Here is a 21806-nt window from a genome sequence, read left to right on the forward strand (position 1 = left end):
TGGCTTGGCTTGGCTTGGCTTGGCTTGGCTTGGCTTGGCTTGGCTTGGCTTGGCTTGGCTTGGCTTGGCTTGGCTTGGCTTGGCTTGGCTTGGCTGGGGTGATGCTGCCCCGACGCGATCAGCCTTCACCTCATAGATCTCCATCTCTGTCTTTGTGCCCACCTGCGGCACCGCCCTCTTCCATGTTCGCTGTTTGCCAAGCGGGCATGAAAAAGCCCTCCGTAGAGGGCTGGGTTGCTAGGCTGCTTTTTGCCTTCTGCTGAAGACGCCAGCAACGCCTATCGTCAGCATCGACAGCAGCCCCAGGCCCCAGCCTGCCAGGCCTGGGACGGGGGTGGCCACTCCCGGCTCGGGTGGGATGACCTTGGCAGGGATGTGCAGGGTCACGGTGACGGGCTGGTCGGTGCAGGCGGGTGTCGGGGTCGAGGTGTCGCAGACCGAATACTGGAAGGACACATCGCCAAAGTAGACGCCATCAGGGGTGTAGAGGATCAACTCGGGGTGGCTGGGATCGGGGATGCTCAGCGTCCCATACTGGGGAGCGCTCAGCAATTGGACGGATGCCTTGTTGATTGATGTGCCGCCACCTTGCACGTAGTCGTTGGTGGTGATATCAGGAATGGCGAACGCGTCCGAGATCGTGGGCAGCGTGTGTTCGTCATCCACCCCCTTGACCACCTCGGTCGCGGGAACCTGGGAGGCGGTCACCAAAATGTTGTCGAAGGCTGCATACGAGTTGTCCGAATCGAGCGCCCACACCACGCCCAGGCGCTGGGAGGGGCTGTTAAAGCCCATCGCGCCCATGTCCAGCACATACTGCATGGCATGCCAGTCAAAGGACAGGCCTGTCGCCGAGGTGGTCGAAAACGGAAACACCTCAGTGCGAACGGCAGTGGCTGGCACCCCATTGACTTGCACCACGGCTTCCGCTGCGCCGCCGTCCACCAAGCTCAGGCTGTCACTGGCTTCCAGCTTGAAGAAGCGGAACTTGACGGCGTAGTCTTTGTTGGGGCGATTGACCCACAGCTTGTTGTAGAAGCCGGTGGGATTCGTCGGGTCTTCGCCTGCCAGCTGCATGGCAAGTCCCGACCAATCCATGGACAGGTTCATGAACTGCTGGCCTTGGGTCGGAAAAACCAGGCCCACGGTTTCGATGTACCGGTGGTCGCCGGATTGGCGCACTATGCCGCCCGCGAACTTGTTGGCTGGCCTCAGGTCGTCGGCATAGCCTGTCCCCTGCCAGGCGGGTGTATGCGTCGGGTTGGCGCTGGCGTTATTGATCGACTTGGTGCACAAGCGATCGGCCGTATTGATTTGCTGGAAGATGAAGCCGTTGGCCGCATCGTCATAGTTCTGGGAGAGAGTTCCGTAGGAACTGTTCGTTGGTGTACCCCCGCCATCCCGACAGATTTCAACCGCCAGTTGGGCCGCGTTGGGCGTTTCAAAATCGTTTTGGTACACCGTGATGAGGCCCTGAGCAAAGATGCCCGAAGTGGCGAGCAACATGGCCGAGGAAACCAGGAGGTTTCGGGCACTTCGCTGACGAGTCATATAACGTCCTTGGCAATGGTATGAGGCATGATCAATACAAATGATCGAGTCAATAAAGCAAAAGTCAGAGTCTATTTTGCAATTCGTCAAGAAGCCCAAAACGAAGGTCAAACAAGGTGAATCACCTGGGGCCGCTGACTGTCGAACCGACAGTAATATAGTGTAAATGTATTTTTTTTGTTTCGTTCACAAGGCCTGTGATCTGGAGCGCTGGGGATACGACTTCGGTCCCGGCCTATGGCGCAGACACACCGAACCTTTTGCAAAGCGGCTCTAATGCAACAAAAATAAATGGAAACGGCCGGCCGCCTTGCTTGCCACTCGCCTGCTGCAAGCGATTCGGCCGTGCTGCTTTAGCGAATTCCCAGAAACTTGAAGGCCTGCGCAGGCTGGAACGAGGCAGTGGCATCGCCGGCAAAGGCATGGTTCTGGTTGGGCCCCAGATCGAGCTTCATCACCTTGCCGCTGTCGTGGCTGAAGTTCAGCGCATTCAGGTCCACCCAGAAGGTATTGGGCGTGAGGGCGGATTCGAAGAAGTACAGCTTGCGTTTGTGGTCAAACACCGTGCGCCAGCGGGTAGACGAGATATTGGGCTCGCCCGGCGTCGTCAGGCCATAGGGCACCGAGACATTGCGAATCACGCTGAACACGCTTGCCAACGCCAGGTTGGGCTCCTGGTCCTGGGGCACGGCATTGATGTAGAAGGCAGCGCGCGCAAAGCGGTCTGCGGCGCGGTTGGTGCCGGGCAGCATCACCGTGCCGCCAATCTGCTTCCAGTAGCTGTTCAGTGCCAGCTGCTGGTCAAAAAGCGGCGAGTTGGTCATCACCTGGTAGCTGCGGCTGTGGTGGATGACCTGGCGGCCGCCAATGTATTCCACGATGGCGCTGTCGCCACTGGCATCCGACATCGACAGGTGCAAGGTCGTGAGCCGGTCTTCGCCGGGCACGTTATCAGAAACGATGGTAAAGGGCTGCTGCTCCAACGCCTTCACGGCCTCGGCCACCGTCGCGAAGTTGTCGAGCACATACTGGGCCCAGGCGGCAATCGTCAGCCCTGGTTTGCTCTTGTCATCAAACTTGGGGTATTGCGACTCCACCAGCCACAGCAGGTTGGCGCTCAAACCCGCTTCATTGACGCCATCGGTGGTCGAGATGTCATAGCCCGAGGTCACCACGCTGCCGTAGCGCGAAGTCCAGCGCAGCGAGTTGGGCCCCGCCTCGCCACTGCGCGCCATGCCACGCGGCAGCACCCACAGATTGCTGGTGATATCGCTCTTCCAGTCCATCGAGCGCGCGGTGATCACCTGGTCATTGGCGCCCAGGTAGACCACCCGCGTGCAGGCAATGGCGCTGCTGATGGTGCTCAGGCTCAGCACGCCTGCCAGCATGGCCACCCCCAGCTGGCGCGCAGTCCGTCGATTCTTTTTATGCGTCATTGGAAATCTCCCTCCCATCGGTTGATTGGCTCTGTCAGACAAGCCAGCAGGCCGCGCCTACCGAGTCGGGCAAGTGCGAGCCGCTGCATTGTTACTGGGCGCTGGCCTTCCAGGTTCCGTTGGGCTGCTTGCAGAACCAGAACTGCCACTCCTCCTTGAGCTTGCCATGGGGCCGGCTGGCTTCCACATTCAGCAGGCGGCAGGTATCGGCCTTCTGGGTCTGGCTGGTTTGCAGGGGCGTCAGGGCCATCTGCACCTGGCGGTTGCGCGGGCCCTGGCTGCTGGTCCACTGCGTGGTGCTTTTGTCGGCAGCGTTGTTCAGCACATCGCCCACGGCTTTGCGCAGTGCCGGCACATCCTTAGTGGGCACGCTGGCGGTGATGGTCTGGTTCAAAAACGTCATCGATGCGGCAGAAGCGGCAAAGGCCAGACCGCCCAAGACAGTGGCAAGAACCACGGATGGCAGGTGGCGCGCAGCAGACTTTTTCATGGTGTCATATCCTCTCATTGAATTTTTCGGGGCGATCAGGTGCGCCGTTCCCTGTCTGCGCTGCAGACAGGCAAAGCGGACTGCGCTCCGACCGCGTTATCAGCAAGTTGATCATATTCCATATAGCCTGATCAACCCACTCTATGACATCGACCTCCACCACCGGCCAGACGCCCCACGCAGGACCTTTCCATGCCGCGCGAAAACATCAATGACTTGCTGGCCTTTGTCGCGGTAGCGCGGGAAGGCAGCTTCACCAAGGCCGCCGCGCAGCTGGGCGTGTCGCAATCGGCGCTCAGCCATACCATCCGGGGTTTGGAGACGCACATGGGCCTGCGCCTGCTCAGCCGCACCACGCGCAGCGTCTCGCCCACCGAGGCGGGCAGCTACCTGCTGGCCCGCATTGGCCCGGGGTTTGACGAGATTGAATCGGGCGTCGCAGCGCTGAGCGATTTTCGGGACACACCACGCGGCCATGTCCGGATCACCACTGCCGAGCATGCGGCCAACACCGTGCTGTGGCCCAAGCTGTCGGCCGTTATGCAGCGCTACCCGGATATCGCCATCGAGATCCATGTCGACTATGGCCTGGGCGACATCGTCGCGCAGCGTTTTGACATGGGGGTGCGCCTGGGCGAGCAGGTGGCCAAGGACATGGTCGCGGTGCGCATCGGGCCCGACTGGCGCATGGCCGTGGTCGCAGCGCCTTCGTACCTGGAGCGCATGCCCGCGCCGCAAACGCCGCAGGATTTGGCGGCCCACCAGTGCATCACCCTGCGCCTGCCCACCCATGGCGGCCTGATGGCCTGGGAGCTGGAGAAAGACGGCAATGCGGTACAGGTGCGGGTGCAGGGGCAATGGGTGTTCAACGGCAGCCGGCCCATGCTGCGCGCCGCGCTGGCCGGTTACGGCCTCACCTATGTGCCCGAGGACATGGCAGCGCCCCACCTGGCGCAGGGCGAGTTGCTGCGGGTGCTGGATGACTGGTGCCCGCCCTTCAGCGGCTACCACCTCTACTACCCGCACCGGCGCGGCATGTCGCCCGCGATGCGGGTGGTAGTAGATGCGCTGCGCCACCACGAACACTGACACCGCCAGTGCCAGTGCAGCCTTAGAGAGCGTTCTCCCAAAATGGCTACGCCTGAAAACAATCGTAAATGATAATCATTTTCATATAGAATGGCATTTTTCAAGCGCCAGCAATAACAACACCTTGCCTTGAGCCTGCATCATCCGCATGCAGCACGGGTCAGTAGCCAGCCGTCTTTCCTTCCCTTCTCGCTTTATCTGGCTAGACCCTATGGCTTCTCGCACCGCTTCCAAGGCGCAGCATCTCCCTGCGCGCGCCACTGCTACTTTCCAACCCCGTTACCTTGCCGCCGCTGTAGCGGCACTGGCATCAGCCGGTGCCATGGGGCAGCAGGTTGCCCCGGAACCGTCTGTGCAACTGGCACAGGCCGAATCGACGATGCCGCAAGTGACGGTGCTGGGCAAAGCTGAAAAGGCCCCCGGCACGATCACGGTGATCACCGGCGAGGAGCTGGAAAAAGCCAACAGCATGGCGGACATTGCGCGCTACCAGCCCCTGGTGTCGGCCCCCGGCACGGCATCGGGCACCAGCCGCAACCGCAGCAGCTTTGACCGCTCGGGCACCACGGGCTACAACATTCGCGGTATCGAGGGCAACCGCATCGGCATGGATGTGGACGGCATTGAAATGCCCGATGCCAGCACCCGCCCCTATGTGAGCCGCGCCGGCAGCAACAGCTTTGGCATTGGCCGCGACTTTATTGACCCGGAGATGTTCTCCTCGGTCGGCATCCAGTCGGGCACCACCACGGCCCGGCGCGCAGCGGGCGGCATTGGTGGCGCCGTCAGCTTCAAGACCAAGTCGGCCAGCGACTTCTTGCGCAATGGCAACACCCGCTACTTCGGCGGCAAGCTCGGCTTTGATTCGGCCGACCATTCCTGGAATGAGAGCTTCACCGCAGCCGGCAAATCGGGCAGCCTGGATGGCCTGATCGCCTTCTCGCGCCGCGATGGCAAGGAGACGCAGAACAACAGTGCCCTGGGCATCAAGGCATCGCCGGAAGATTGGCATTCCAACGCACTGCTGATGAAAGGCGGCCTGCAGATCGATGCGGAGAACCGCCTGGAGCTGTCGGCCGACCTGTACCGCCGCAGCAACCGCAACCAGTTCTATGGCTGGAGCAGCGACAACAGCACTATCACGCAAAGCAATAGGCAAGACAGCGACACCAGCCGCAACACGCTGCAGCTGTCGCACCTGTGGACACCTGCCAGCGCCTTGGTCGATCAGCTGGACACACGCCTGTTCTTCCAGAACACCGATACCAAGGACCTGACCGACACCACCACCCTGGCTAGCGGCGCCGTCACGCACAACCAGTCGCAAAACAAGACCAAGGCCTGGGGCATCTCAACAACGGGCGACAAGCGCATCGACCGCCACCGCATCAGCTTTGGCTTGAACGCGCAGACGCAGAGCCAGGAGCGCCCCTGGAACGTGCCAGGCTACATGAAGCCGCAGCCCGACACCGACACCATGCGCCTGGGGGCCTTTATTCAGGATGACATCGGTTTTGATGTGGGCGGCAAGCGCCTGGGCGTGATCCCGGCGCTGCGCGTTGACCGGGTCAAGGTGGAGCCCAAGCACCTGGGCGATTTTGCCGAAGGCGCGTTGACCGAAGACGCGGCCGCCAAGCTGTACAGCAACCTCAGCAGCACCATCTGGAGCCCGAGCCTGGGCCTGACCTATGCGCTGACGCCCAAGTTCACCGCCTACGCCCAGTACAAGCGCAGTGGCCGTGCACCGACGGCCGGTGAAGTGTTCGGCTCGTGGAACATGGACCAGAACTATGCGGGCTCTGCCCAGTACGCGCTGATCGGCAACAGCAACCTCAAGCAGGAAACCAGCAACGCCTTGGAGCTGGGGGTCAAGGGATCGCCCGCCGACGGCGTGCTGTTCAATGCATCGACCTTCTACACGCGCTACAAGGATTTCATCGGCTACACCCGCTACACCCGCGCGACGGCGCCTGACAAGTTCAGCAATGTGCCTGCGCACATCGGCACCATCTACCAGGCCGAGAACCGCGACCAGGCGACGATCTATGGCCTGGAGATGAGCGCCCGTCTGGACCATGGCCAGTGGGCACCTGCCGTCAAGGGCCTGTACTCGACCTGGGCGCTGGGCCTGGCCCATGGCACCTCCAAATCCAACTACGCGGGTGACAAGGATGTGGCGCTGGATACCGTCCAGCCACGCAAGGCCGTCATCGGCGTGGGCTATGACGCGCCCATGCGCGCCTGGGGCTTGAACATGACCGGCACCTTTGTCGCCGGCAAACAGGCCCAGGCCACCAACCGCGAAAGCTATACCAATGCCGGCAGCAATATTGCCGACGCCAGCATCGAGCAGTTCCGCGTGCCCGGCTATGCGCTGCTCGATCTGTCGGGCTACTGGCAGATCAACAAGAACGCCCGCCTGAACGTCGGCATCTACAACCTGACGGACAAGCGCTACTGGGACTACGCCAGCAGCCGCAGCCTGCAGCCGGCCGTGGCCAAGGACCAGCGAGACATCCAACTGCTGACCAACCCGGGCCGCACCTACGCTGTTTCTCTAAACGTCAATTTCTAACCCGATCTCCATCCACGAAAGGACCCCAGCATGAGCCGAATCTCCGCCGCCATGACCGCCGTTGCAGTAGCCGCGTTGCTCGCCGCCTGCGCCAGCCAGGACACCAAGACCGCAGCGCCCGGAGCTGCCGCCAGCACGGAAGCCAAAGGCCCGACCACCCCCGTTGGCGGCCACGGCCACCATGCCTTCATCGGCGGCTACGACGCCAACCGCGACGGCGTCGTCACCCGTGAGGAATACGACACCGTGCGCAAGCAGCGCTTCGTCGCAGCCGACACCAACCAAGATGGCTGGCTGAGCGAGGCCGAATACGTGGCCGAGTTCGAGGCACGCCTCAAGGCCCAATACGCGGCCGCAGGCAAGCAGCCCGACCAGCAATACCAAGGCAGCATCAAGCAGGCCCATGTGCGCTTCGGCATTCTCGATAGCAACAAGGATGGCAAGCTGGGCATCGAAGAAGAAATCGATATCGCGAACAAGACCTTCAAGAACGCCGACCGCAACGGCGACGGCGTGGTCAACGCTGCCGATATCGCCGGCCAGTAAACCATTCAAGCGCGCCACCTGTTTGCAGCGCTTGCGGCGGCGTTCAGCCTGAACGTCGCCCAGGCCCGCATGCCCTGTCTGCTGCCCAGTGTGTTGGATGTGCCGCCCACATCCCCCATCAGTGTGAACGCGGGCTTTGCGGAAAAACTGTTGCTGTCCGAGGTCCCATTCGGCGCTACGCAGTTCAGCGTCACCACGCCGTCGGGCACCGTACTGCCCTTTAGCGAGGTGCAGCAGTTCAAGACACGAACGGTGGCAGCGCAAAAGGTCAGCATCTCTGTGGGGCTTGCTCAATCCCTTGCAAGTTCCCCGCGAGGCCATCGCTCGCCTGACTTGACCAATCACCAGCTGGCATCCGCCCTTCCCGGTGGGCGCTGGGGCGCAAACACATCGACCAGATGGTCCACCAGCGCCTTGGTCTTGGCGGGCAGATGGGCGCCACCATGGAACTGCACATAGATGTCGGCGGGAGGCAGCCGCCATTCCGGCAGCACCCGCTGGAGCTGACCCGCGCGCACGAGTGGGCCGACCTCCCACTCTGAGCGCATGAGGATGCCGTGCCCCGCCATCGCCCAGGCCGTGGCTGCCTCTCCATCGTTGGCGCTCAGCGGCCCCCGGACTTTCACGGTTTCTGTCTGCGTTCCATGCCGGAGATGCCAAGTCCCAAATGCCTCGTCGCCCTCGCGGATGAAGAGGCAGGCGTGGCGCGTCAGCTCCTGCGGTGTGGATGGCGCCCCCGCCTCTTGCAGATAGCGCGGAGCGGCACAGAGCACGCGGCGGTTGCGTGCCAGCACTCTGGCCGTCCAGCGGGAATCCGGCATATCGCCCATGCGGATGACCACGTCAAAACGGTCCTCCAGGAGGTTGGCAGGACGGTCGCTTAGCTGGAGCTGCACCTCCACTTGCGGAAAGCGGCGTGCAAACATTCCCAGCGCAGGCGCAATGTGCCGACGGCCAAAGCCGAAGGTGGCATTGACACGTACCAGGCCCTGCGGCACGGCGGCCGCCCCACCAATGGCGCGCTCCAGCGAACCGAGTTCCAAGAGCAGACGCGCGCCCTCCACAAGGTAGCGCTCGCCCTCAGGCGTGAGGCTCATGCGGCGGGTGGTTCTCTGCATAAGCCGAGCGCCGAGCCGTGCTTCGAGCGCCGCAAGACGCTTGCTGACAGCCGGACCCGTGACACCCAGCTGCTGGGCGGCGCTGCGCATGCTGCCCTCTTTGCTGAGCAGCGCAAAAAAGGCGATGTCAGAAAATCCATCCATTCGTAACTCCAACGACCGAAAGTCGTTCTCTGCCACGCATTGTATATTTTCACTTCACCTGTGAGACTGGGGGCAAGTAACGACACAGAGCACCCACATGCACCGCACCCTTTACCGCAAGCTGGTCGACACCCATACCGTCGCCCAGCTCGACGCGCAGAACGTCTTGCTGTTCTGTGATCTGCATTTGATGAACGAGTACACCAGCCCCCAGGCCTTCGCCGGCCTGGACACGCAAGGGCGTCAGGTGCTGATGCCGGGCCAGAACATGGCCGTCGTCAGCCACGTCATTCCGACAGACCCGGGGGTGATCCGCGTCATCCGAGATACCGCGCCAGCGCTGCAGGCCAGCAACCTGCGCAAGAACTGCGAGCAGCATGGCATCCCCTTGTTCGACACCCAGGATGCGCTGCAAGGCATCGAGCACGTCGTAGCGCCTGAGCACGGCATGGTCCGGCCCGGCATGGTGGTCATTTGCGGCGACTCGCACACCACCACCTATGGTGCGCTGGGCGCGCTGGGCTTTGGCATCGGCACGTCGGAGGTCGAGCATGTGCTGGCCACGCAGACCTTGGTGTACCGGCTGGCCAAGGATATGCGCATCCACATCGATGGCGTACTGCCGGTAGGCACCACCGCCAAAGACCTGATTCTCATGGTCATCGGGCATATCGGTGCCCAAGGTGCCCGGGGCCACGTCATCGAGTTCTGCGGCACGGCGTTCGACGCCATGTCCATCGAAGCACGCTTTACCGTGTGCAACATGGCCGTGGAGGCGGGAGCGCGTGGCGCCTTGATCGCGCCCGACCAGAAGGCCGCAGACTATGTGCTTGCACGTTCTGCGGACCTGGGCGGCGCCATGCAGGAAGCCGCCCTGCAGCACTGGGCCAGCCTGCGCAGCGATGCAGGCGCGGTGTTCGATGTGGAGCACCGTTTTGACGCCAGCGACGTGCCCCCGCACGTCACCTGGGGCACCAGCCCTGACCAGGTGGCGCCCATTGGCGGCGCGGTGCCTGACCCCGCGATGCAGGCCTCTGGGCCGATGCGCCGCAGTACCGAGCAGGCGCTGCGCTACACCGGGCTGGCAGCAGGCACGCCGCTGGAAGGCATCGCCATCCAGCATGTCTTCATCGGCTCCTGCACCAACGCCCGCATGGAAGACCTGCGGGCCGTCGCCGAGGTGGTGCGCGGGCGCCAGGTCGCCAAAGGGGTCCGTGCCATGGTGGTGCCGGGCTCGGGCGCGGTCAAGCAGCAAGCAGAAGCAGAAGGCATCGCCAGGCTGCTGCTGGATGCCGGCTTCGAATGGCGAGAGCCGGGTTGTTCCATGTGCCTGGCGATGAATGGCGACATCCTGGCCGACGGTGTGCGCTGCGCCTCCACCACCAATCGCAATTTCGAGGGGCGCCAGGGACGCGGCGCCATCACCCACTTGATGAGCCCTGCGATGGCCGCCGCCGCTGCCGTCACCGGCACCATTACCGACGTTCGACGTCTGGAGACCCTGCATGCGTGAGCAACATATCCTGAGCGGCAAGATGGCCGCTCTGGCCATCGAGAACCTGGACACCGACCAGATCATGCCCAAGCAGTTTCTGCACGGCATCGACAAGGCCGGGCTGGACAAAGGCCTGCTGTATGACCTGCGCTTTGATGCCGAAGGCCAGCAGCGCCCAGGCTTTGTGCTGAACCAGCCCGAGCGCGCCGATGTTGAAATCCTGGTGGCCGGCGCCAACTTTGGCTGCGGCTCCAGCCGAGAGCACGCCGTCTGGGGGCTGCAGCAGTACGGCATCCAAGCCATCATCGCGCCCAGCTTCGGAGAAATTTTCTACTCCAATGCGATGAACAACCAGTTGCTGCTGGTCATGCTGCCTGAGCCGGACATCGCCCAGCTCATGGCCGATGCCCATAGCCTGGAGACCGCGCATGTCCATATCGACCTCCAGACGCTCCGGGTCAAGAGCCAGAGCGTGGATGCCGCCTTCAGCCTGTCAGAGCGCCACCACCGTATGCAGCTGGAGCGCAGAGACCTGATCGGCATGTCGCTGACGTACCAGGCAGAGATCCGGCATTTTGCGCAGCGCCACTGGGAGGCCTATCCTTGGCTCAAAGACGTGGCCCTGCGCACCCGCCAGCACCTGGGCGCTACGCCACGCGCACAGCAACCGGCAAGCTTTGGAGGAAAAGCCTGATGTTCGACAGTTTTGACACCCGCGATGTACCCGTCAATGGCACCGTGCTGCGTTGCCGCATCGGCGGCTCCGGCCCCGCGCTGCTGCTGCTGCACGGCCACCCGCAAACCCATGTGATGTGGCACCGCGTGGCACCGACGCTGGCCGAGACATTCACGGTCGTCTGCGCCGACCTGCGAGGCTATGGCGACTCGGCACGCCCCGGGGCCAGCCCGCAAAACGAGGCCTACAGCAAGCGCACCATGGCCCAGGACATGGCCGAGCTGATGTCCAACCTGGGCTTCCCGCAGTTCCGCCTCGCCGCGCATGACCGGGGCGCCCGTGTAGCCCACCGACTGCTGCTGGACCATCCTGACCGGGTGCAACGCGCCATGCTGCTGGACATTGCACCGACCTTGGCCATGTACGAGCAAACGACGGAAGCCTTTGCCAAGGCCTACTGGCACTGGTTCTTTCTGATCCAGCCAGCACCACTGCCCGAGCGGCTGATTGATGCCGACCCCGCCGCCTACCTTCGCGATGTGATGGGACGCCGCCACGCGGGCCTGGGCGCCTTCACGCCCGAGGCGCTGCAAGAGTACCTGCGCTGCATTGCCATCCCGGGCACCGCCACCGCCATCTGCGAGGACTACCGCGCATCCGCAGGCATCGACCTGGAGCACGACCGCGCCGACAGGGCCAAGCGCCACCAGGTGACGGCCCCGCTGCGCGTGCTCTGGGGCGCGGAAGGCGCTGTGGGGCGCTGCTTCCCGGTGCTGGACCTGTGGCGCGAGGCGGCCTCCGACGTCAGCGGCAAAGCGCTCGACTGCGGCCACTACATCGCCGAAGAGCAGCCGGCGCAGTTGCTGGCGGAGATGCGGGAGTTCTTTGCCGTCTGATGCGGTGGGAACTGCGAAGCCCGCTGAGGCCATCAGCGGGCTTTTCTTTGGGTGGGTGCTATCGACAAGCGGTTGGCTCTGGGATGGTTGAACCGGGTGCACGAGTGACAGCTTCTGGCCGACTGCAGTCTCTAACCCTTGCAATGCGGGCGCTGCTTTTTGGCGGCGAGCACGCGCTTCGCGCACCCTGTTCCTGAAGCCCGTCACCACATGTCTTTTCTGCAGCTCCATCCCACATGCAGGGGCGACCATGGATACCGGGCTTCATGCCCATCTCCTTAAATTGATCCAGCACGCCCTCCACAAACCGATCCGGGCAATAGAAGGTACGGCCGCTGGATAATTCACTTCCCATCAACAGCTTCCAGCCGCCCAGCGGAACGAAGCAGTTCCGACCAAAGTACCAGAACCGTGTGGAGACCAGCGCGTTCTTGCCGCTGGTGTCATGAAGTGCTTCATCGCACCTGTGCGAGTTGTTAGGGATCTGTCGGTACAGCCCATCTGCATCTCGCCAATAGATGTTGTCACCCGATCGAACCTCAGGGTCGGGCGAGTCCAGAACCGGTCGCTTCTTGAGAAAGCGTGCATCGTTGAAATACTCTGATAACTCCAGAGGCTCCTCGGTGAGCTGCATCAGGTACACGAGTCCGCCATAGGGGATGGACACGCCGTGTGCGCGGGCGTTCTGAACCAGCGCCTTGGAGGCGAATCCTGCCACCCAATCGTCCTTGACGCGTGTGCGGCGTATAGCGGGCTTGCAGGTGGCCAGAGTGATGGCGCCATGAAACGGATTAGGAGCAAATCCAGTGTCGTGGGTCATCTTGTAGCCGATTGCTTTGTTCATCTTTCAAGTGCTCTCTATCAGGTTGTTACTGCATCAACGACACCAGCCAGTCTTGCGCGGCAGCACTGGTGGCGGTGTCCATGACGAATTCCTGCCCCTTGCCAACTGTCTGAAGGTGCAAAGTACCGTCTAGCCGCGACCAGCGGCTTGCAGCGTTATGGTATGAGAGCTTCAATCCGGAGGTATCCGGGTCCATCCAGTCAGGCACACGCCACAGGGAGCGAGAACGGCCCGGCACAGTCAACTGCAGGCGCTCAGTCCAGTGGGCAAATACGCCGGCGCCCGGAAACCGGCCACCAAGCATGGACTTCGCCCCAACGTAGATCGTATTGCTCTTGCCGATGGTGTCGGAAAACGCAACATGCGGATGGTCCTCCAACCAGGGATAGCGTTGCGCGCAATCAGGCGCGCAAGCGTCTATCACCGCAGCGATCTGCAACCACCCGAAAAGGCTGTGAATGTCGGGCGATCCCGGCACATACCGCCACCGCCCACCGATAACTTCAGCCTGTCGGTACCAGCCGAAGAAAAGGAACAGATCCCCCTCGCCCACACCTTGTCGGGCCAGATGACCTTGAGCCGCCGCCACCTGCCCCAACGATGGTTGCCAACCAGCCAACCTGGGAATCGCAGGGCTCTGAAGATCAGGGTCCAGATGGACCAGGGTGTCCGGTCCGATCTTGCCGCCCGTAAGGTCCGAGACCAGCATGTGCAGAGGGCCGGCTGAACTCTGGATGTCCCCAAGCGGTCGACCTTGCGTTGAAGGGATCGGCAGCGGCAGCAAGGTGCCATCCGGCAATATGGGGCTGGGCACACCCCCATATTGCGAGTCAAAGCCTTTGCGGCTGAAGATGATTTTCATGAGAGGTGGTGTCAGTCGATCGTTTGCGCGCGCCCGGCTGCGATGGTACCTCGGCATTACGACGCTCAGATTATTAGCTGTCAGCTGTCAGTCAACACAACGCCCCCATTCATGAGCCCTGCTCATGGCGGCATGCGCCCTAAAGGGCTCAATCAAAAGCCGCTAAATCTCTAGCATGCAAGCCATGGATCACCCGGCCGCGCCAGCGGCCCTACCCTGGAGTTGACTATGCAGACTTACGGCTATGCCGCCCACAGCCGAGGCACGTTCGTGCCCACCCAAAACTTTGACAACGGCCAGCACTGCGCCGAGCAGGAGGCCCAATGGGCAAACGCTTGATAGCAGCAGGCGCCTCGGTGCTGATCAGCACCAGCATGGCCCAAGCCCAGGGCATCCCCATCAGCCCGGCCGGCACGCCCACCACGATGATCGGCGCGGCGCAGAACTTCAGCGGCCATGTCGCGGTCGACATCAAGGCTGCGGGTGACAGCGCGCAGCAAGGCAGCGTGGGCATGGTGGACTTTGCACCGGGGGCCCGCACGGCCTGGCACACCCACCCCGCCGGGCAGCTGCTGGTGGTGACGGATGGCAAGGGCTGGATTCAGCAGGACGGCCAGCCCCGGCAAAACATCCAGGCCGGTGATGTTGTCTGGATCGATGCCGATGTGCGCCACTGGCATGGCGCTGCCACCACCACCGGCATGCGCCATTTGGCGGTGACCTATCTCAAAAACGGCAAGAACGCCGACTGGAAGGAGCTTGTCAGCGATGCGCAATACAACCCCCACTAAATACCTGCAGCAGCTGATGTGTGCGGCCGGGATGGTGGTGATGGCGGGAGAATCATTGGCACAGAGCACGGCGGCCAGCCCGGCGCTGGCCAAGACCTTGGCAGCGTCAGCCAGCCCGGGGCGCTAACGCCCTACTTCCCCTGCGCCTGCTGCTCCTGCTCCTGTCCCCAGCCTCCACCCAGCGCCTTGTACAAGGCCACGCTGGCGCGCAGCCGCTCCTGGTGCAGCTGCACCGCCAGGTCCTGGGCCTGGTAGAGCGAGCGCTGGGTATCGAGCAGCACCAGCTGCGTCTCGGCGCCTGCGCGGTAGCGGGCCTCCGCCAAGGCCAGCGCCCTGCGGGCCTGGCGCAGTTCCTCTTCTTGCGCCAGTGCCTGCTGCTGCACACCAGCAACGGCGTTCAAGGCGGTCTGCACATCGCTGAAGGCCTGGACAATGCTCTGGCGGTAGGCCAGCAACAGCTCCTCGCGCTGGGCCATCACCAAGTCACGGTTGGCGGCCAGGCGGCCGGCATCAAAAATGGGCGCAGCCAAGCCTGCAGCCAGCGCGTACAGCGGGTTGTCCAGCACGCGGTGCAGCTGCCGGCCCTGCGCGCCCAGCTCGGCGGTCAAGGTCAGGCGCGGCAGCATGGCAGCGCGCGCGGCCTCCAAGTCGCCATCTGCTGCCTGCAAGCGCGCCTCGGCACGGGCAATGTCGGGCCTGCGGGTGACCAGCGCGATGGGTTCGCCCTGGTCGATGCGCGGCACCTGCAAGGCCAGCACACTGCTTTGCGCAATGGCAGGGCCTTGCACCCGGCCCAGCAGCAAGGCCAGGCTGCGCTGGGCATCGGCCTGCTGCTGGGCCAGCGCGGCCAGCGCACGGCGCTGCGCCGCCACCAGGCCGCGCTGCTGCGCCAGCTCCAGCGCCGTGGCAGCCCCCAAGCTGGCCTTGGATTGCACCAGCACCAGCAGGCGCTCGGCCGTTTGCAGATTGCGCTGGGCAATGTCGCCGCGCTCGCGCAGGCCCACATTCAGCAGCCAGGCATCGGCCACAGCGGCGGTGACCGACAAGCGCACCGTGTCGTGGTCAAAACTGCTGGCGCGCAAGCTGGCCCCTGCCGCATCGCGCTGCGACTGCAGTCGGCCCCACAGGTCGAGCTCATAGCTGGCCGCCAGGCCGACGGACAGGTTGCGGCCCGTCGTATCGGCATGGCCACCCAGCCGGCCCTGGTGCCCGGCCTGCGCCGAGGCGTTGACCGTGGGCAGCAGGTCGGCCCCGGCATAGCGGGCGCTGGCCTGCGCTTGCTGCACCCGCGCCATCGCTGCGGCCACCTCCAGGCTTTGCTGCTGGGCATCGGCCACCAGGGCATCGAGCTCGGCGCTGCCAAAGCTGCGCCACCAGCCCTGGTTGACCGGGTCGCCCTGGCCACCCGCGCTGTCACTGCCTGCTGCGCCCGCAGCGCCCTGCCACTGGGCCGGCATATCCAGCGCCTGCAGCGGCGACGGCTGCACCAACGGCGGGGCAGACACACAGCCGGCCAGCACCAAGGCCGCTGCCAGCACGCCGGCTGTTTTGAAGATCTGCATACTCACTCTCCTGCCAGGGCCCGAACCGGGTCCAGGCGCGCAGCCGTCTTGGCCGGCATATAACCAAAGACCAGACCGGTGACCACCGCGCAGGCAAAGGCACCGGCCATGGCCCGGATTGAAAACACCACCGGCACGCCGGCCAACACCAGCACGGCGCCCACCAGCGCACCCACCACCAGCCCCACGGTGCCGCCCGACAGGGTCACCAGGCTGGCCTCGGTCAAAAACTGGCGCAGGATATCGCTCTGCCGCGCACCCACGGCCATGCGGATGCCAATCTCGCGCGTGCGCTCGCGCACCGTCATCAGCATCACATTCATCACGCCAATGCCGCCCACCACCAGTGACACGGCAGCAATCAGCCCCAGCATCACCGCCATGCTCTGGCGCGTGGCCGCCTCGGCCTGGATGCGCGCGGCGGCATTGCCAATGCCAAAGTCCTCGCGGCCGCCATGGCGCGCCAGCAGCACCCGGTGCATGGCGGCCTCGGCCTCGTTGACCACCTCGGAGGACATGGCCTCCACCACCACATAATCCGGCTGGGTCTGCGCCTGGTAGACCCGCGCCCGGCCCGATTGGTAGGGGATGAAGACCATGTCGTCATAGTTCTGCGCGCCCGAGTCCGCACCGCGCTCGCTCATCACGCCAATCACCTCGAAGGCCGAGGTGCCAATGATCAGTTGCCGCCCCAGCGGGTTGGGGGTGTCGGGGAAGAAGTGCTGGTGCGCCTTGTGGCCCAGCACCACCAAGGGTGCCAGGTCGCGGTCCTCGGCCTCCGTGTAGTAGCGGCCCAGTTTGGGCTTCCAGTGGTGCACCAGCGGCATCTCTTCGCTGGCGGCAAACACATAGATCTGCTTGTCGGCACTGCCGTAGCGCACGGTGATCGGGTCGCCAATCACCGGCATCACGCGCCGTATCTCGGGCAGCTCGCGCACGGCGGCCAGGTCTTCTTCGGTGATCTGGCCTGCGGGCCCACCGGTCGCAGGCGGCTTGCTGCCCATGTAGAGAATCGCCGTGCCCATGGTGCCCATCTGCTCGACCACCTTGCGCCTTGCGCCCTCACCAATAGCCAGCATCACAATCACCGAGACCACGCCAATCACAATGCCCAGCAGGGTCAAACTGGTGCGCACGCGGTTCAAGCGCATGCCCCGCCAGGCCGAGCGCGCGGCCTCCAGCAGCTCAGCCACCAGCGGCGCGGCCGAGGCACTGCCGCCTTGGGGCACCGGTGCCAGCTGGCCAGGCGCAGCTGTGGTCGCAGCACGCGGTGCAGCGGGCTGTGCCGTGCCGCCGCCATCGCGCGCACTGTCGCCCACAATGCGGCCGTCGCTGATCTCGATCACCCGCTCGGCCTGCGCGGCCACATCGCGGTCGTGCGTGATGAGGATGATGGTGTGGCCAGCGGCGGCCAGCTCGCGCAGCAGCACCATCACCTCGGCGCCGCTGTGCGAATCGAGCGCGCCCGTGGGCTCGTCGGCCAGGATGATCTGGCCGCCATTCATCAGCGCACGGGCAATCGACACCCGCTGCTGCTGCCCGCCCGAGAGCTGGTTGGGCCGGTTGCCCAGGCGCTCGCCCAGGCCCAGGCGCTGCAGCAAGGCATGGGCGCGCTGCACCCGCGCGTCCTTGGGCAGGCCCGCGTAGATGGCCGGCATCTCCACGTTCTCACTGGCGCTTTCGCTGGCGATCAGGTGGTAGCCCTGGAAGACAAAGCCAAAGGCCTCGCGCCGCAGCCAGGCCAGCGCGTCCGAATCGAACTGCGCTACATCCTGGCCCTGGAAGTGGTAGCTACCGGCGCTGGGCCGGTCCAGGCAGCCGAGGATGTTCATCAAGGTGGACTTGCCCGAGCCCGAGCTGCCCACCACGGCCACAAATTCGCCGGCGTAGATGTCCAGGTCAATGCCATGCAGCACGGTCACCAGGGGCTGGCCGCTGGCCGGGTCGCCATAGTGTTTGCGGATGCCCCGCAGTGCGATCAGTGGCGGGCTTGGTTCAGCCGGGCCGCTCACCATTGCAGCCACCTGGGGCCGCGCTCCAGCGGGGTCTCGCCGATGACGACCTTCTCCCCTTCGGCCAGGCCTTCCAGCACCTCCACCTGGTGGCGGCTGCGTATGCCTAGCCTCACCTTGCGGGTCTGCGGTTGGCCGCCCGCATCCAGCACGCGGGCCACATGCGCGCCGTCGCCGGCCTTGTCCTCTTCTACCGCTGTCAGCGCCACCGTCAGCGCCTGGCTGGCACTGGCGCTGACAAACACCACCTGCGCCGTCATCTGCGGCATCAGCTCGGCGTCGTCGTTGTCCACATCAAACAGCACGGTGTAGGCCACGGCCTTGGTAGCGGCCGCCGGGGCCTGCCCGCTGCTGGCCGGCTGGGCCGGGTTGGCGGCAGGTGCGGGCAGCACTTGGCGTACCTGGCCCTTCCAGCGCCGGGGCTTGGTCTGGCCGGCGCCCCCCAAGGTGGTGAAGTACACCGCCATGCCCTCCTTGACCCGGCGCACATCGGCCTCGGACACCTCGGTCCAGACCGTCATCGCCGACAGATCGGCAATGCGCAGAATATTGGGCGTCTGGTAGGTGGCATTCAAGGTCTGGCCCGCACGCGCCTCGACCGACACCACGGTGCCCGCCATCGGCGCATAGATGCGGGTGTAGCCCAGGCGCGCCTCATCGGCTTGCAGCGATGCCTGGGTCTGGCTGATCTGGGCCTTGAGGTGGTCCATGCGCGCCACGGCCATCGCCAGGTTGGCCTGCGCCGTTTGCAGGTCTTCCTCGCGCGTGGCCTCGTGCGCGCTCAGCTGCTGCTGGCGCTGCAGCTGCTGGCCCGCCAGCCGGTGCTGGGCCTGCTGCTCGGCCAGCTGGGCCCGCAGGCCCGCCAACGATGCACGGCCGGCATCCACGGTGGCCCGTTGCACGCTGGGGTCAATCTCCACCAGCAAATCGCCCTTGGCCACCTGGGCACCGGGCTCCACCCGCAGCTTCAGGATCTGGCCCGACACCTGGGCGCCCACATCCACATAGCTGCGCGGCTGCAAGGTGCCAATGGCCGTCACCGTGGCCTCGATATCGTGGCGCGCCACCGGCTCGCTCTGGTAGGCCATGGCCGGGCGGCCCGACCACCACAGCACCGCCGCTGCCACCACCGCCGCCACAGCGACCGCTGCCACTCCCACACGCGAGGCCTTCATGAGCGTTCCCCCGCGGCCACGTCCACCCACTGCTTGTGCACACCCGTCATTGCTTCCCCCACCATAGCGCCCTCACTTATTCGTTAGCAGGCCATCAGGCCCACCGCCACATCAAACCCAACAAGGCCAGCGGCGCCAGCGCAGCCGCTGCACGCGCCGCCCAGCGCGGCGCAGCCGCAATCCACAACACGGCGACCAAGGCCCCGGCCGATATCCAGCCCAGCCAGGCGACCACCCCCACGGTGGCACCCCAGCCGCCCACGCTGGGCAGCAGGGCGGCTGCCAACAGCGCCGCGCCCAGCAGGCGCAGCAGCCTGCTGCGCCGTCGCGGTATTGCACGCTCACCCGTCAACTGCTCATGGTGGCGTTCCATGGCAAAAGCCAGCGCCGTCATCCCGGCAAAAGCCAGAGCCAGCGCATACCACGATGCTTGCCAACTGCTCATGCGCCCACCTGTACGTTGTTGGTTGACGATGCTGCCTTGTCGGCCACCAAGGCGCGGCGCCGCCACAGCACACGGCAGGCCCAGGCAGCGGCCAGGCCAAAGGCCCAGGCGCCCAGCTCCACGCCAGCGCTTTCCCAGTCGCCGCGCAGCAGCTGCGCGGGCCAGTGGTCGCCCACGGTCACGGCATTGAGCACCGGCAGCAGCAGGCACAGCGCGGCCAGCAGCGCCATCTGCTCCAGCCAGGCCTTGGCGGGAGCACGCAGCAGGCCATGCAGCAAGGCGGCAAACCACAGGCCAAAGAAAACGCCCAGCTCCCACTCCACCCGATGTGCGATGCCCAGCGGCACCAAACGGTTGGCCCAAAAGTAGCCCATGCAGGCGACGCCCAGGCCGGCAATGGCCGCCACGTTCAGCCCCTCGATCAAGCGGTAGACGGCAGCGGTGGCGCTGCCAAACTCGCCCAGGTGTTTGCTGCGGCGCTTGACGACAAACAAGATGGCGCCGGTGGCCATCATGGCGGTGCCGGCCAGCCCGCAGAGAAAGTAGACCCACTTCATCGGCCAGCCGCCAAACTTGACCATGTGCAGCCCGCCCATCACCGATTGGGCGAGCGACGCACCACCGCCCTCGGCCTGGCCGGGCATGCGCAGCTGCAGCAGCTCGCCGCTGGCAGCCGAGAACATGGCCATGCCGGTGTTGGGGCTCAGGCGCTTGTTGGCATCGGCATCGCTGTTCCAGCCATAGATGCCAACGCGGGCCGCCGCATCGCCGGGGTGGTCCACCACCACCGCACGCACGGGCTGGCCCATCAGCGCCTGGCCGCGCGCGGCAAAGGGCTCCAGATCGGGCACCGCCATGGCCTGGCCGGAGCGCGGAGGTTTGCCCGGATCGCCCAGCTCGGCGGCATAGGTCTGGCGCGCGGCAGGCTCCATGCCGTACTGGCTCCAGATGCCCGCCGGCATAAAGCTCATCGCCGATATCGCAATGCCGGTATAGGCAATCATCAGCTGGAACGGCAGGGTCAATACCGCCACGGCATTGTGCGCATCCAGCCAGCTGCGCTGGCCCTTGCGCGCGCGGAAGGTGAAAAAGTCCTGAAATATCCGCTTGTGCGTGATCACGCCACTGATCAGCGCCACCAGCATGGCCATGCCGGCAACACCCACCACCCACAGCCCTGCCTGGCCCGCATGCAGCTGGTAGTGGAAGTCGACAAAATGGTTTCCGCCTTCGGTGGCACGGCCCACGCCGTGGTGGTCAGCAGCCATGGGCTCGCCGGTGGCGGTGTCCAGCTCGGCATCGGCGTACTCGCGCTGTTTGTCGAACCAGAACACCTTCAGCTCGCCGCCGCCCTTGGCATCGGTGGGCCAGATCTCCCACATCTCGGCGCCCTGGTGGTATTTCTCCATAAAGGCCGCGCCCCAAGCCAAGCGCTGGCCCCGGCTGGACGCCTGGCCAGTGGCCTGCGCAGCTGCTTGCGCCGCCTCCTGGGCCGCTTCTTCGGCATGGTGCTCGGGCGTCATCCAGTGGCTGATAGCCTCCTGGAACACCGCCAAGGTGCCCGTCAAAAACACCGCATACAGCAGCCAGGAGAACCACAGCCCGCACCAGGTGTGCAGCCAGGCCTGCGCCTGGCGCAAACCGCCACGGCCCGCGCCGCTGCCCGGCCTTTTATCGATTGCTGTCGTGCCCATGTCAGTGCCCCAGCAGTGCCGCGCCCGCTGCCAGCAGCAGCGTGGGCAGCGCAATGCCCAGCCAGACCTTGCCCGGCGAGACGGGTGCAAACGCCCACACTGCCGCCAGCGCATGCAGCGCAAAGCTCCACTGCATGCCGGCCAGCACGGCCTCGGCACGGGCAGCAGGCAGCACAGCGGCCAAAAAGACAGCCAAGGCGCTCGCCAGCAGGTAACCGCCCACAACGGCGGCCAGCAAGCGGCTTAAAACAGACAGGCCCGGGTGGGCAGTAGGTAAAGGATTCATGGACAGTGGCATCGTGGTGGTGCTAGGGCTCATAACAATTCTTCTGTGGCTAGCGGCGCTTTCAGGGCCCCTCCCCTTACATGACAAACGAGACGCGAAAAAGGGCCATCTGGTTTGTA

The 21806-nt window shown here is 64.6% G+C and carries 20 protein-coding genes; 8 read left to right on the forward strand and 12 right to left on the reverse strand.

Annotation, left to right across the window (positions count from 1 at the left end):
* Positions 1 to 237: 237 nt before the first annotated feature.
* The 3 genes from M2375_RS00005 to M2375_RS00015 all read right to left on the reverse strand — a co-directional run bounded on the left by M2375_RS00005 (position 238) and on the right by M2375_RS00015 (position 3477).
* Complete coding sequence (locus tag M2375_RS00005; RefSeq protein WP_259163139.1) at positions 238 to 1506, reverse strand: Ig-like domain-containing protein; 1269 nt, start codon at positions 1504 to 1506, stop codon at positions 238 to 240.
* A gap of 398 nt (positions 1507 to 1904) precedes the next feature.
* A complete protein-coding gene (locus M2375_RS00010; protein WP_259163934.1) occupies positions 1905 to 2939 on the reverse strand; it encodes a linear amide C-N hydrolase in 1035 nt (344 codons plus the stop codon).
* A gap of 139 nt (positions 2940 to 3078) precedes the next feature.
* Positions 3079 to 3477: a hypothetical protein gene (locus M2375_RS00015; RefSeq protein WP_259163140.1), complete on the reverse strand. Its 399-nt coding sequence runs from the start codon at positions 3475 to 3477 to the stop codon at positions 3079 to 3081.
* Positions 3478 to 3669: 192 nt separating this feature from the next.
* Here M2375_RS00015 and M2375_RS00020 point away from each other — a divergent pair, with 192 nt between their 5' ends.
* The 3 genes from M2375_RS00020 to M2375_RS00030 all read left to right on the forward strand — a co-directional run bounded on the left by M2375_RS00020 (position 3670) and on the right by M2375_RS00030 (position 7687).
* Positions 3670 to 4566, forward strand: a complete 897-nt coding sequence (locus M2375_RS00020) for a LysR family transcriptional regulator (protein WP_259163141.1) — start codon at positions 3670 to 3672, stop codon at positions 4564 to 4566.
* A gap of 211 nt (positions 4567 to 4777) precedes the next feature.
* Positions 4778 to 7141 (forward strand): TonB-dependent hemoglobin/transferrin/lactoferrin family receptor, encoded by a 2364-nt coding sequence (locus M2375_RS00025; protein WP_259163144.1) that lies wholly within the window; start codon positions 4778 to 4780, stop codon positions 7139 to 7141.
* A gap of 30 nt (positions 7142 to 7171) precedes the next feature.
* Positions 7172 to 7687, forward strand: a complete 516-nt coding sequence (locus M2375_RS00030; RefSeq protein ID WP_259163145.1) for a hypothetical protein — start codon at positions 7172 to 7174, stop codon at positions 7685 to 7687.
* A gap of 341 nt (positions 7688 to 8028) precedes the next feature.
* On the opposite strand, the gene M2375_RS00035 is transcribed toward M2375_RS00030, so the two are convergent.
* Positions 8029 to 8949 (reverse strand): LysR family transcriptional regulator, encoded by a 921-nt coding sequence (locus tag M2375_RS00035; protein WP_259163146.1) that lies wholly within the window; start codon positions 8947 to 8949, stop codon positions 8029 to 8031.
* A gap of 97 nt (positions 8950 to 9046) precedes the next feature.
* Here M2375_RS00035 and leuC point away from each other — a divergent pair, with 97 nt between their 5' ends.
* The 3 genes from leuC to M2375_RS00050 are packed head-to-tail and all read left to right on the forward strand — an operon-like array spanning position 9047 to position 12016.
* Positions 9047 to 10462, forward strand: coding sequence for a 3-isopropylmalate dehydratase large subunit (leuC, locus tag M2375_RS00040; RefSeq protein WP_259163147.1), 1416 nt, complete (start codon positions 9047 to 9049; stop codon positions 10460 to 10462).
* The gene (leuD, locus tag M2375_RS00045) at positions 10455 to 11138 is read left to right on the forward strand and encodes a 3-isopropylmalate dehydratase small subunit (protein WP_259163148.1); all 684 of its coding nucleotides are present in this window, start codon (positions 10455 to 10457) and stop codon (positions 11136 to 11138) included. The genes leuC and leuD overlap by 8 nt, the downstream gene beginning before the upstream one ends.
* Positions 11138 to 12016 (forward strand): alpha/beta fold hydrolase, encoded by an 879-nt coding sequence (locus M2375_RS00050; protein WP_259163149.1) that lies wholly within the window; start codon positions 11138 to 11140, stop codon positions 12014 to 12016. Before leuD ends, M2375_RS00050 begins: the two co-directional genes overlap by 1 nt.
* A 58-nt stretch (positions 12017 to 12074) precedes the next feature.
* Here M2375_RS00050 and M2375_RS00055 read toward each other — a convergent pair whose 3' ends face one another.
* Together M2375_RS00055 and M2375_RS00060 are read right to left on the reverse strand one after the other, a co-directional pair.
* Positions 12075 to 12860, reverse strand: coding sequence for a hypothetical protein (locus tag M2375_RS00055; RefSeq protein WP_259163150.1), 786 nt, complete (start codon positions 12858 to 12860; stop codon positions 12075 to 12077).
* A 25-nt stretch (positions 12861 to 12885) separates the two neighbouring features.
* Positions 12886 to 13722: a hypothetical protein gene (locus tag M2375_RS00060; RefSeq protein ID WP_259163151.1), complete on the reverse strand. Its 837-nt coding sequence runs from the start codon at positions 13720 to 13722 to the stop codon at positions 12886 to 12888.
* A 323-nt stretch (positions 13723 to 14045) separates the two neighbouring features.
* Here M2375_RS00060 and M2375_RS00065 point away from each other — a divergent pair, with 323 nt between their 5' ends.
* Positions 14046 to 14513 carry a cupin domain-containing protein gene (locus tag M2375_RS00065; protein ID WP_259163153.1) on the forward strand — a complete coding sequence of 156 codons (468 nt, stop codon included), beginning with the start codon at positions 14046 to 14048 and terminating at the stop codon, positions 14511 to 14513.
* Positions 14491 to 14640 carry a hypothetical protein gene (locus tag M2375_RS00070; RefSeq protein ID WP_259163155.1) on the forward strand — a complete coding sequence of 50 codons (150 nt, stop codon included), beginning with the start codon at positions 14491 to 14493 and terminating at the stop codon, positions 14638 to 14640. Before M2375_RS00065 ends, M2375_RS00070 begins: the two co-directional genes overlap by 23 nt.
* Before the next feature lie 4 nt (positions 14641 to 14644).
* Here M2375_RS00070 and M2375_RS00075 read toward each other — a convergent pair whose 3' ends face one another.
* The 6 genes from M2375_RS00075 to M2375_RS00100 form a co-directional block, all read right to left on the reverse strand.
* On the reverse strand, positions 14645 to 16075 hold the full coding sequence (locus M2375_RS00075) for an efflux transporter outer membrane subunit (protein ID WP_259163156.1): 1431 nt from the start codon (positions 16073 to 16075) through the stop codon (positions 14645 to 14647).
* Between the two features lie 2 nt (positions 16076 to 16077).
* Positions 16078 to 18090, reverse strand: coding sequence for an ABC transporter permease (locus M2375_RS00080; protein ID WP_259163935.1), 2013 nt, complete (start codon positions 18088 to 18090; stop codon positions 16078 to 16080).
* Complete coding sequence (locus M2375_RS00085; RefSeq protein ID WP_259163158.1) at positions 18084 to 19262, reverse strand: efflux RND transporter periplasmic adaptor subunit; 1179 nt, start codon at positions 19260 to 19262, stop codon at positions 18084 to 18086. The genes M2375_RS00080 and M2375_RS00085 overlap by 7 nt, the downstream gene beginning before the upstream one ends.
* Positions 19263 to 19356: 94 nt before the next feature.
* A complete protein-coding gene (locus M2375_RS00090) occupies positions 19357 to 19707 on the reverse strand; it encodes a DUF3325 domain-containing protein (protein ID WP_259163160.1) in 351 nt (116 codons plus the stop codon).
* A complete protein-coding gene (locus M2375_RS00095) occupies positions 19704 to 21401 on the reverse strand; it encodes a PepSY domain-containing protein (RefSeq protein ID WP_259163161.1) in 1698 nt (565 codons plus the stop codon). The genes M2375_RS00090 and M2375_RS00095 overlap by 4 nt, the downstream gene beginning before the upstream one ends.
* Position 21402: 1 nt before the next feature.
* Positions 21403 to 21687 carry a DUF3649 domain-containing protein gene (locus M2375_RS00100; RefSeq protein WP_259163162.1) on the reverse strand — a complete coding sequence of 95 codons (285 nt, stop codon included), beginning with the start codon at positions 21685 to 21687 and terminating at the stop codon, positions 21403 to 21405.
* Positions 21688 to 21806: the final 119 nt, after the last annotated feature.

The organism is Comamonas sp. BIGb0152 (assembly GCF_024809975.1).
GTDB lineage: Bacteria > Pseudomonadota > Gammaproteobacteria > Burkholderiales > Burkholderiaceae_C > Comamonas.

Bases quoted from the DNA above. Each gene is read 5' to 3' on its own strand.
- M2375_RS00055 (WP_259163150.1), bottom strand. From the start codon at position 12,860: ATGAACAAAGCAATCGGCTACAAGATGACCCACGACACTGGATTTGCT.
- M2375_RS00085 (WP_259163158.1), bottom strand. From the start codon at position 19,262: ATGAAGGCCTCGCGTGTGGGAGTGGCAGCGGTCGCTGTGGCGGCGGTG.
- M2375_RS00090 (WP_259163160.1), bottom strand. From the start codon at position 19,707: ATGAGCAGTTGGCAAGCATCGTGGTATGCGCTGGCTCTGGCTTTTGCC.
- M2375_RS00100 (WP_259163162.1), bottom strand. From the start codon at position 21,687: ATGAATCCTTTACCTACTGCCCACCCGGGCCTGTCTGTTTTAAGCCGC.
- M2375_RS00070 (WP_259163155.1), top strand. From the start codon at position 14,491: ATGCGCAATACAACCCCCACTAAATACCTGCAGCAGCTGATGTGTGCG.
- M2375_RS00060 (WP_259163151.1), bottom strand. From the start codon at position 13,722: ATGAAAATCATCTTCAGCCGCAAAGGCTTTGACTCGCAATATGGGGGT.
- M2375_RS00005 (WP_259163139.1), bottom strand. From the start codon at position 1,506: ATGTTGCTCGCCACTTCGGGCATCTTTGCTCAGGGCCTCATCACGGTG.
- M2375_RS00075 (WP_259163156.1), bottom strand. From the start codon at position 16,075: ATGCAGATCTTCAAAACAGCCGGCGTGCTGGCAGCGGCCTTGGTGCTG.
- leuC (WP_259163147.1), top strand. From the start codon at position 9,047: ATGCACCGCACCCTTTACCGCAAGCTGGTCGACACCCATACCGTCGCC.
- M2375_RS00015 (WP_259163140.1), bottom strand. From the start codon at position 3,477: ATGAAAAAGTCTGCTGCGCGCCACCTGCCATCCGTGGTTCTTGCCACT.
- M2375_RS00030 (WP_259163145.1), top strand. From the start codon at position 7,172: ATGAGCCGAATCTCCGCCGCCATGACCGCCGTTGCAGTAGCCGCGTTG.
- M2375_RS00010 (WP_259163934.1), bottom strand. From the start codon at position 2,939: ATGCTGGCAGGCGTGCTGAGCCTGAGCACCATCAGCAGCGCCATTGCC.
- M2375_RS00035 (WP_259163146.1), bottom strand. From the start codon at position 8,949: ATGGATGGATTTTCTGACATCGCCTTTTTTGCGCTGCTCAGCAAAGAG.
- M2375_RS00095 (WP_259163161.1), bottom strand. From the start codon at position 21,401: ATGGGCACGACAGCAATCGATAAAAGGCCGGGCAGCGGCGCGGGCCGT.
- leuD (WP_259163148.1), top strand. From the start codon at position 10,455: ATGCGTGAGCAACATATCCTGAGCGGCAAGATGGCCGCTCTGGCCATC.
- M2375_RS00025 (WP_259163144.1), top strand. From the start codon at position 4,778: ATGGCTTCTCGCACCGCTTCCAAGGCGCAGCATCTCCCTGCGCGCGCC.
- M2375_RS00050 (WP_259163149.1), top strand. From the start codon at position 11,138: ATGTTCGACAGTTTTGACACCCGCGATGTACCCGTCAATGGCACCGTG.
- M2375_RS00080 (WP_259163935.1), bottom strand. From the start codon at position 18,090: ATGGTGAGCGGCCCGGCTGAACCAAGCCCGCCACTGATCGCACTGCGG.
- M2375_RS00065 (WP_259163153.1), top strand. From the start codon at position 14,046: ATGGGCAAACGCTTGATAGCAGCAGGCGCCTCGGTGCTGATCAGCACC.
- M2375_RS00020 (WP_259163141.1), top strand. From the start codon at position 3,670: ATGCCGCGCGAAAACATCAATGACTTGCTGGCCTTTGTCGCGGTAGCG.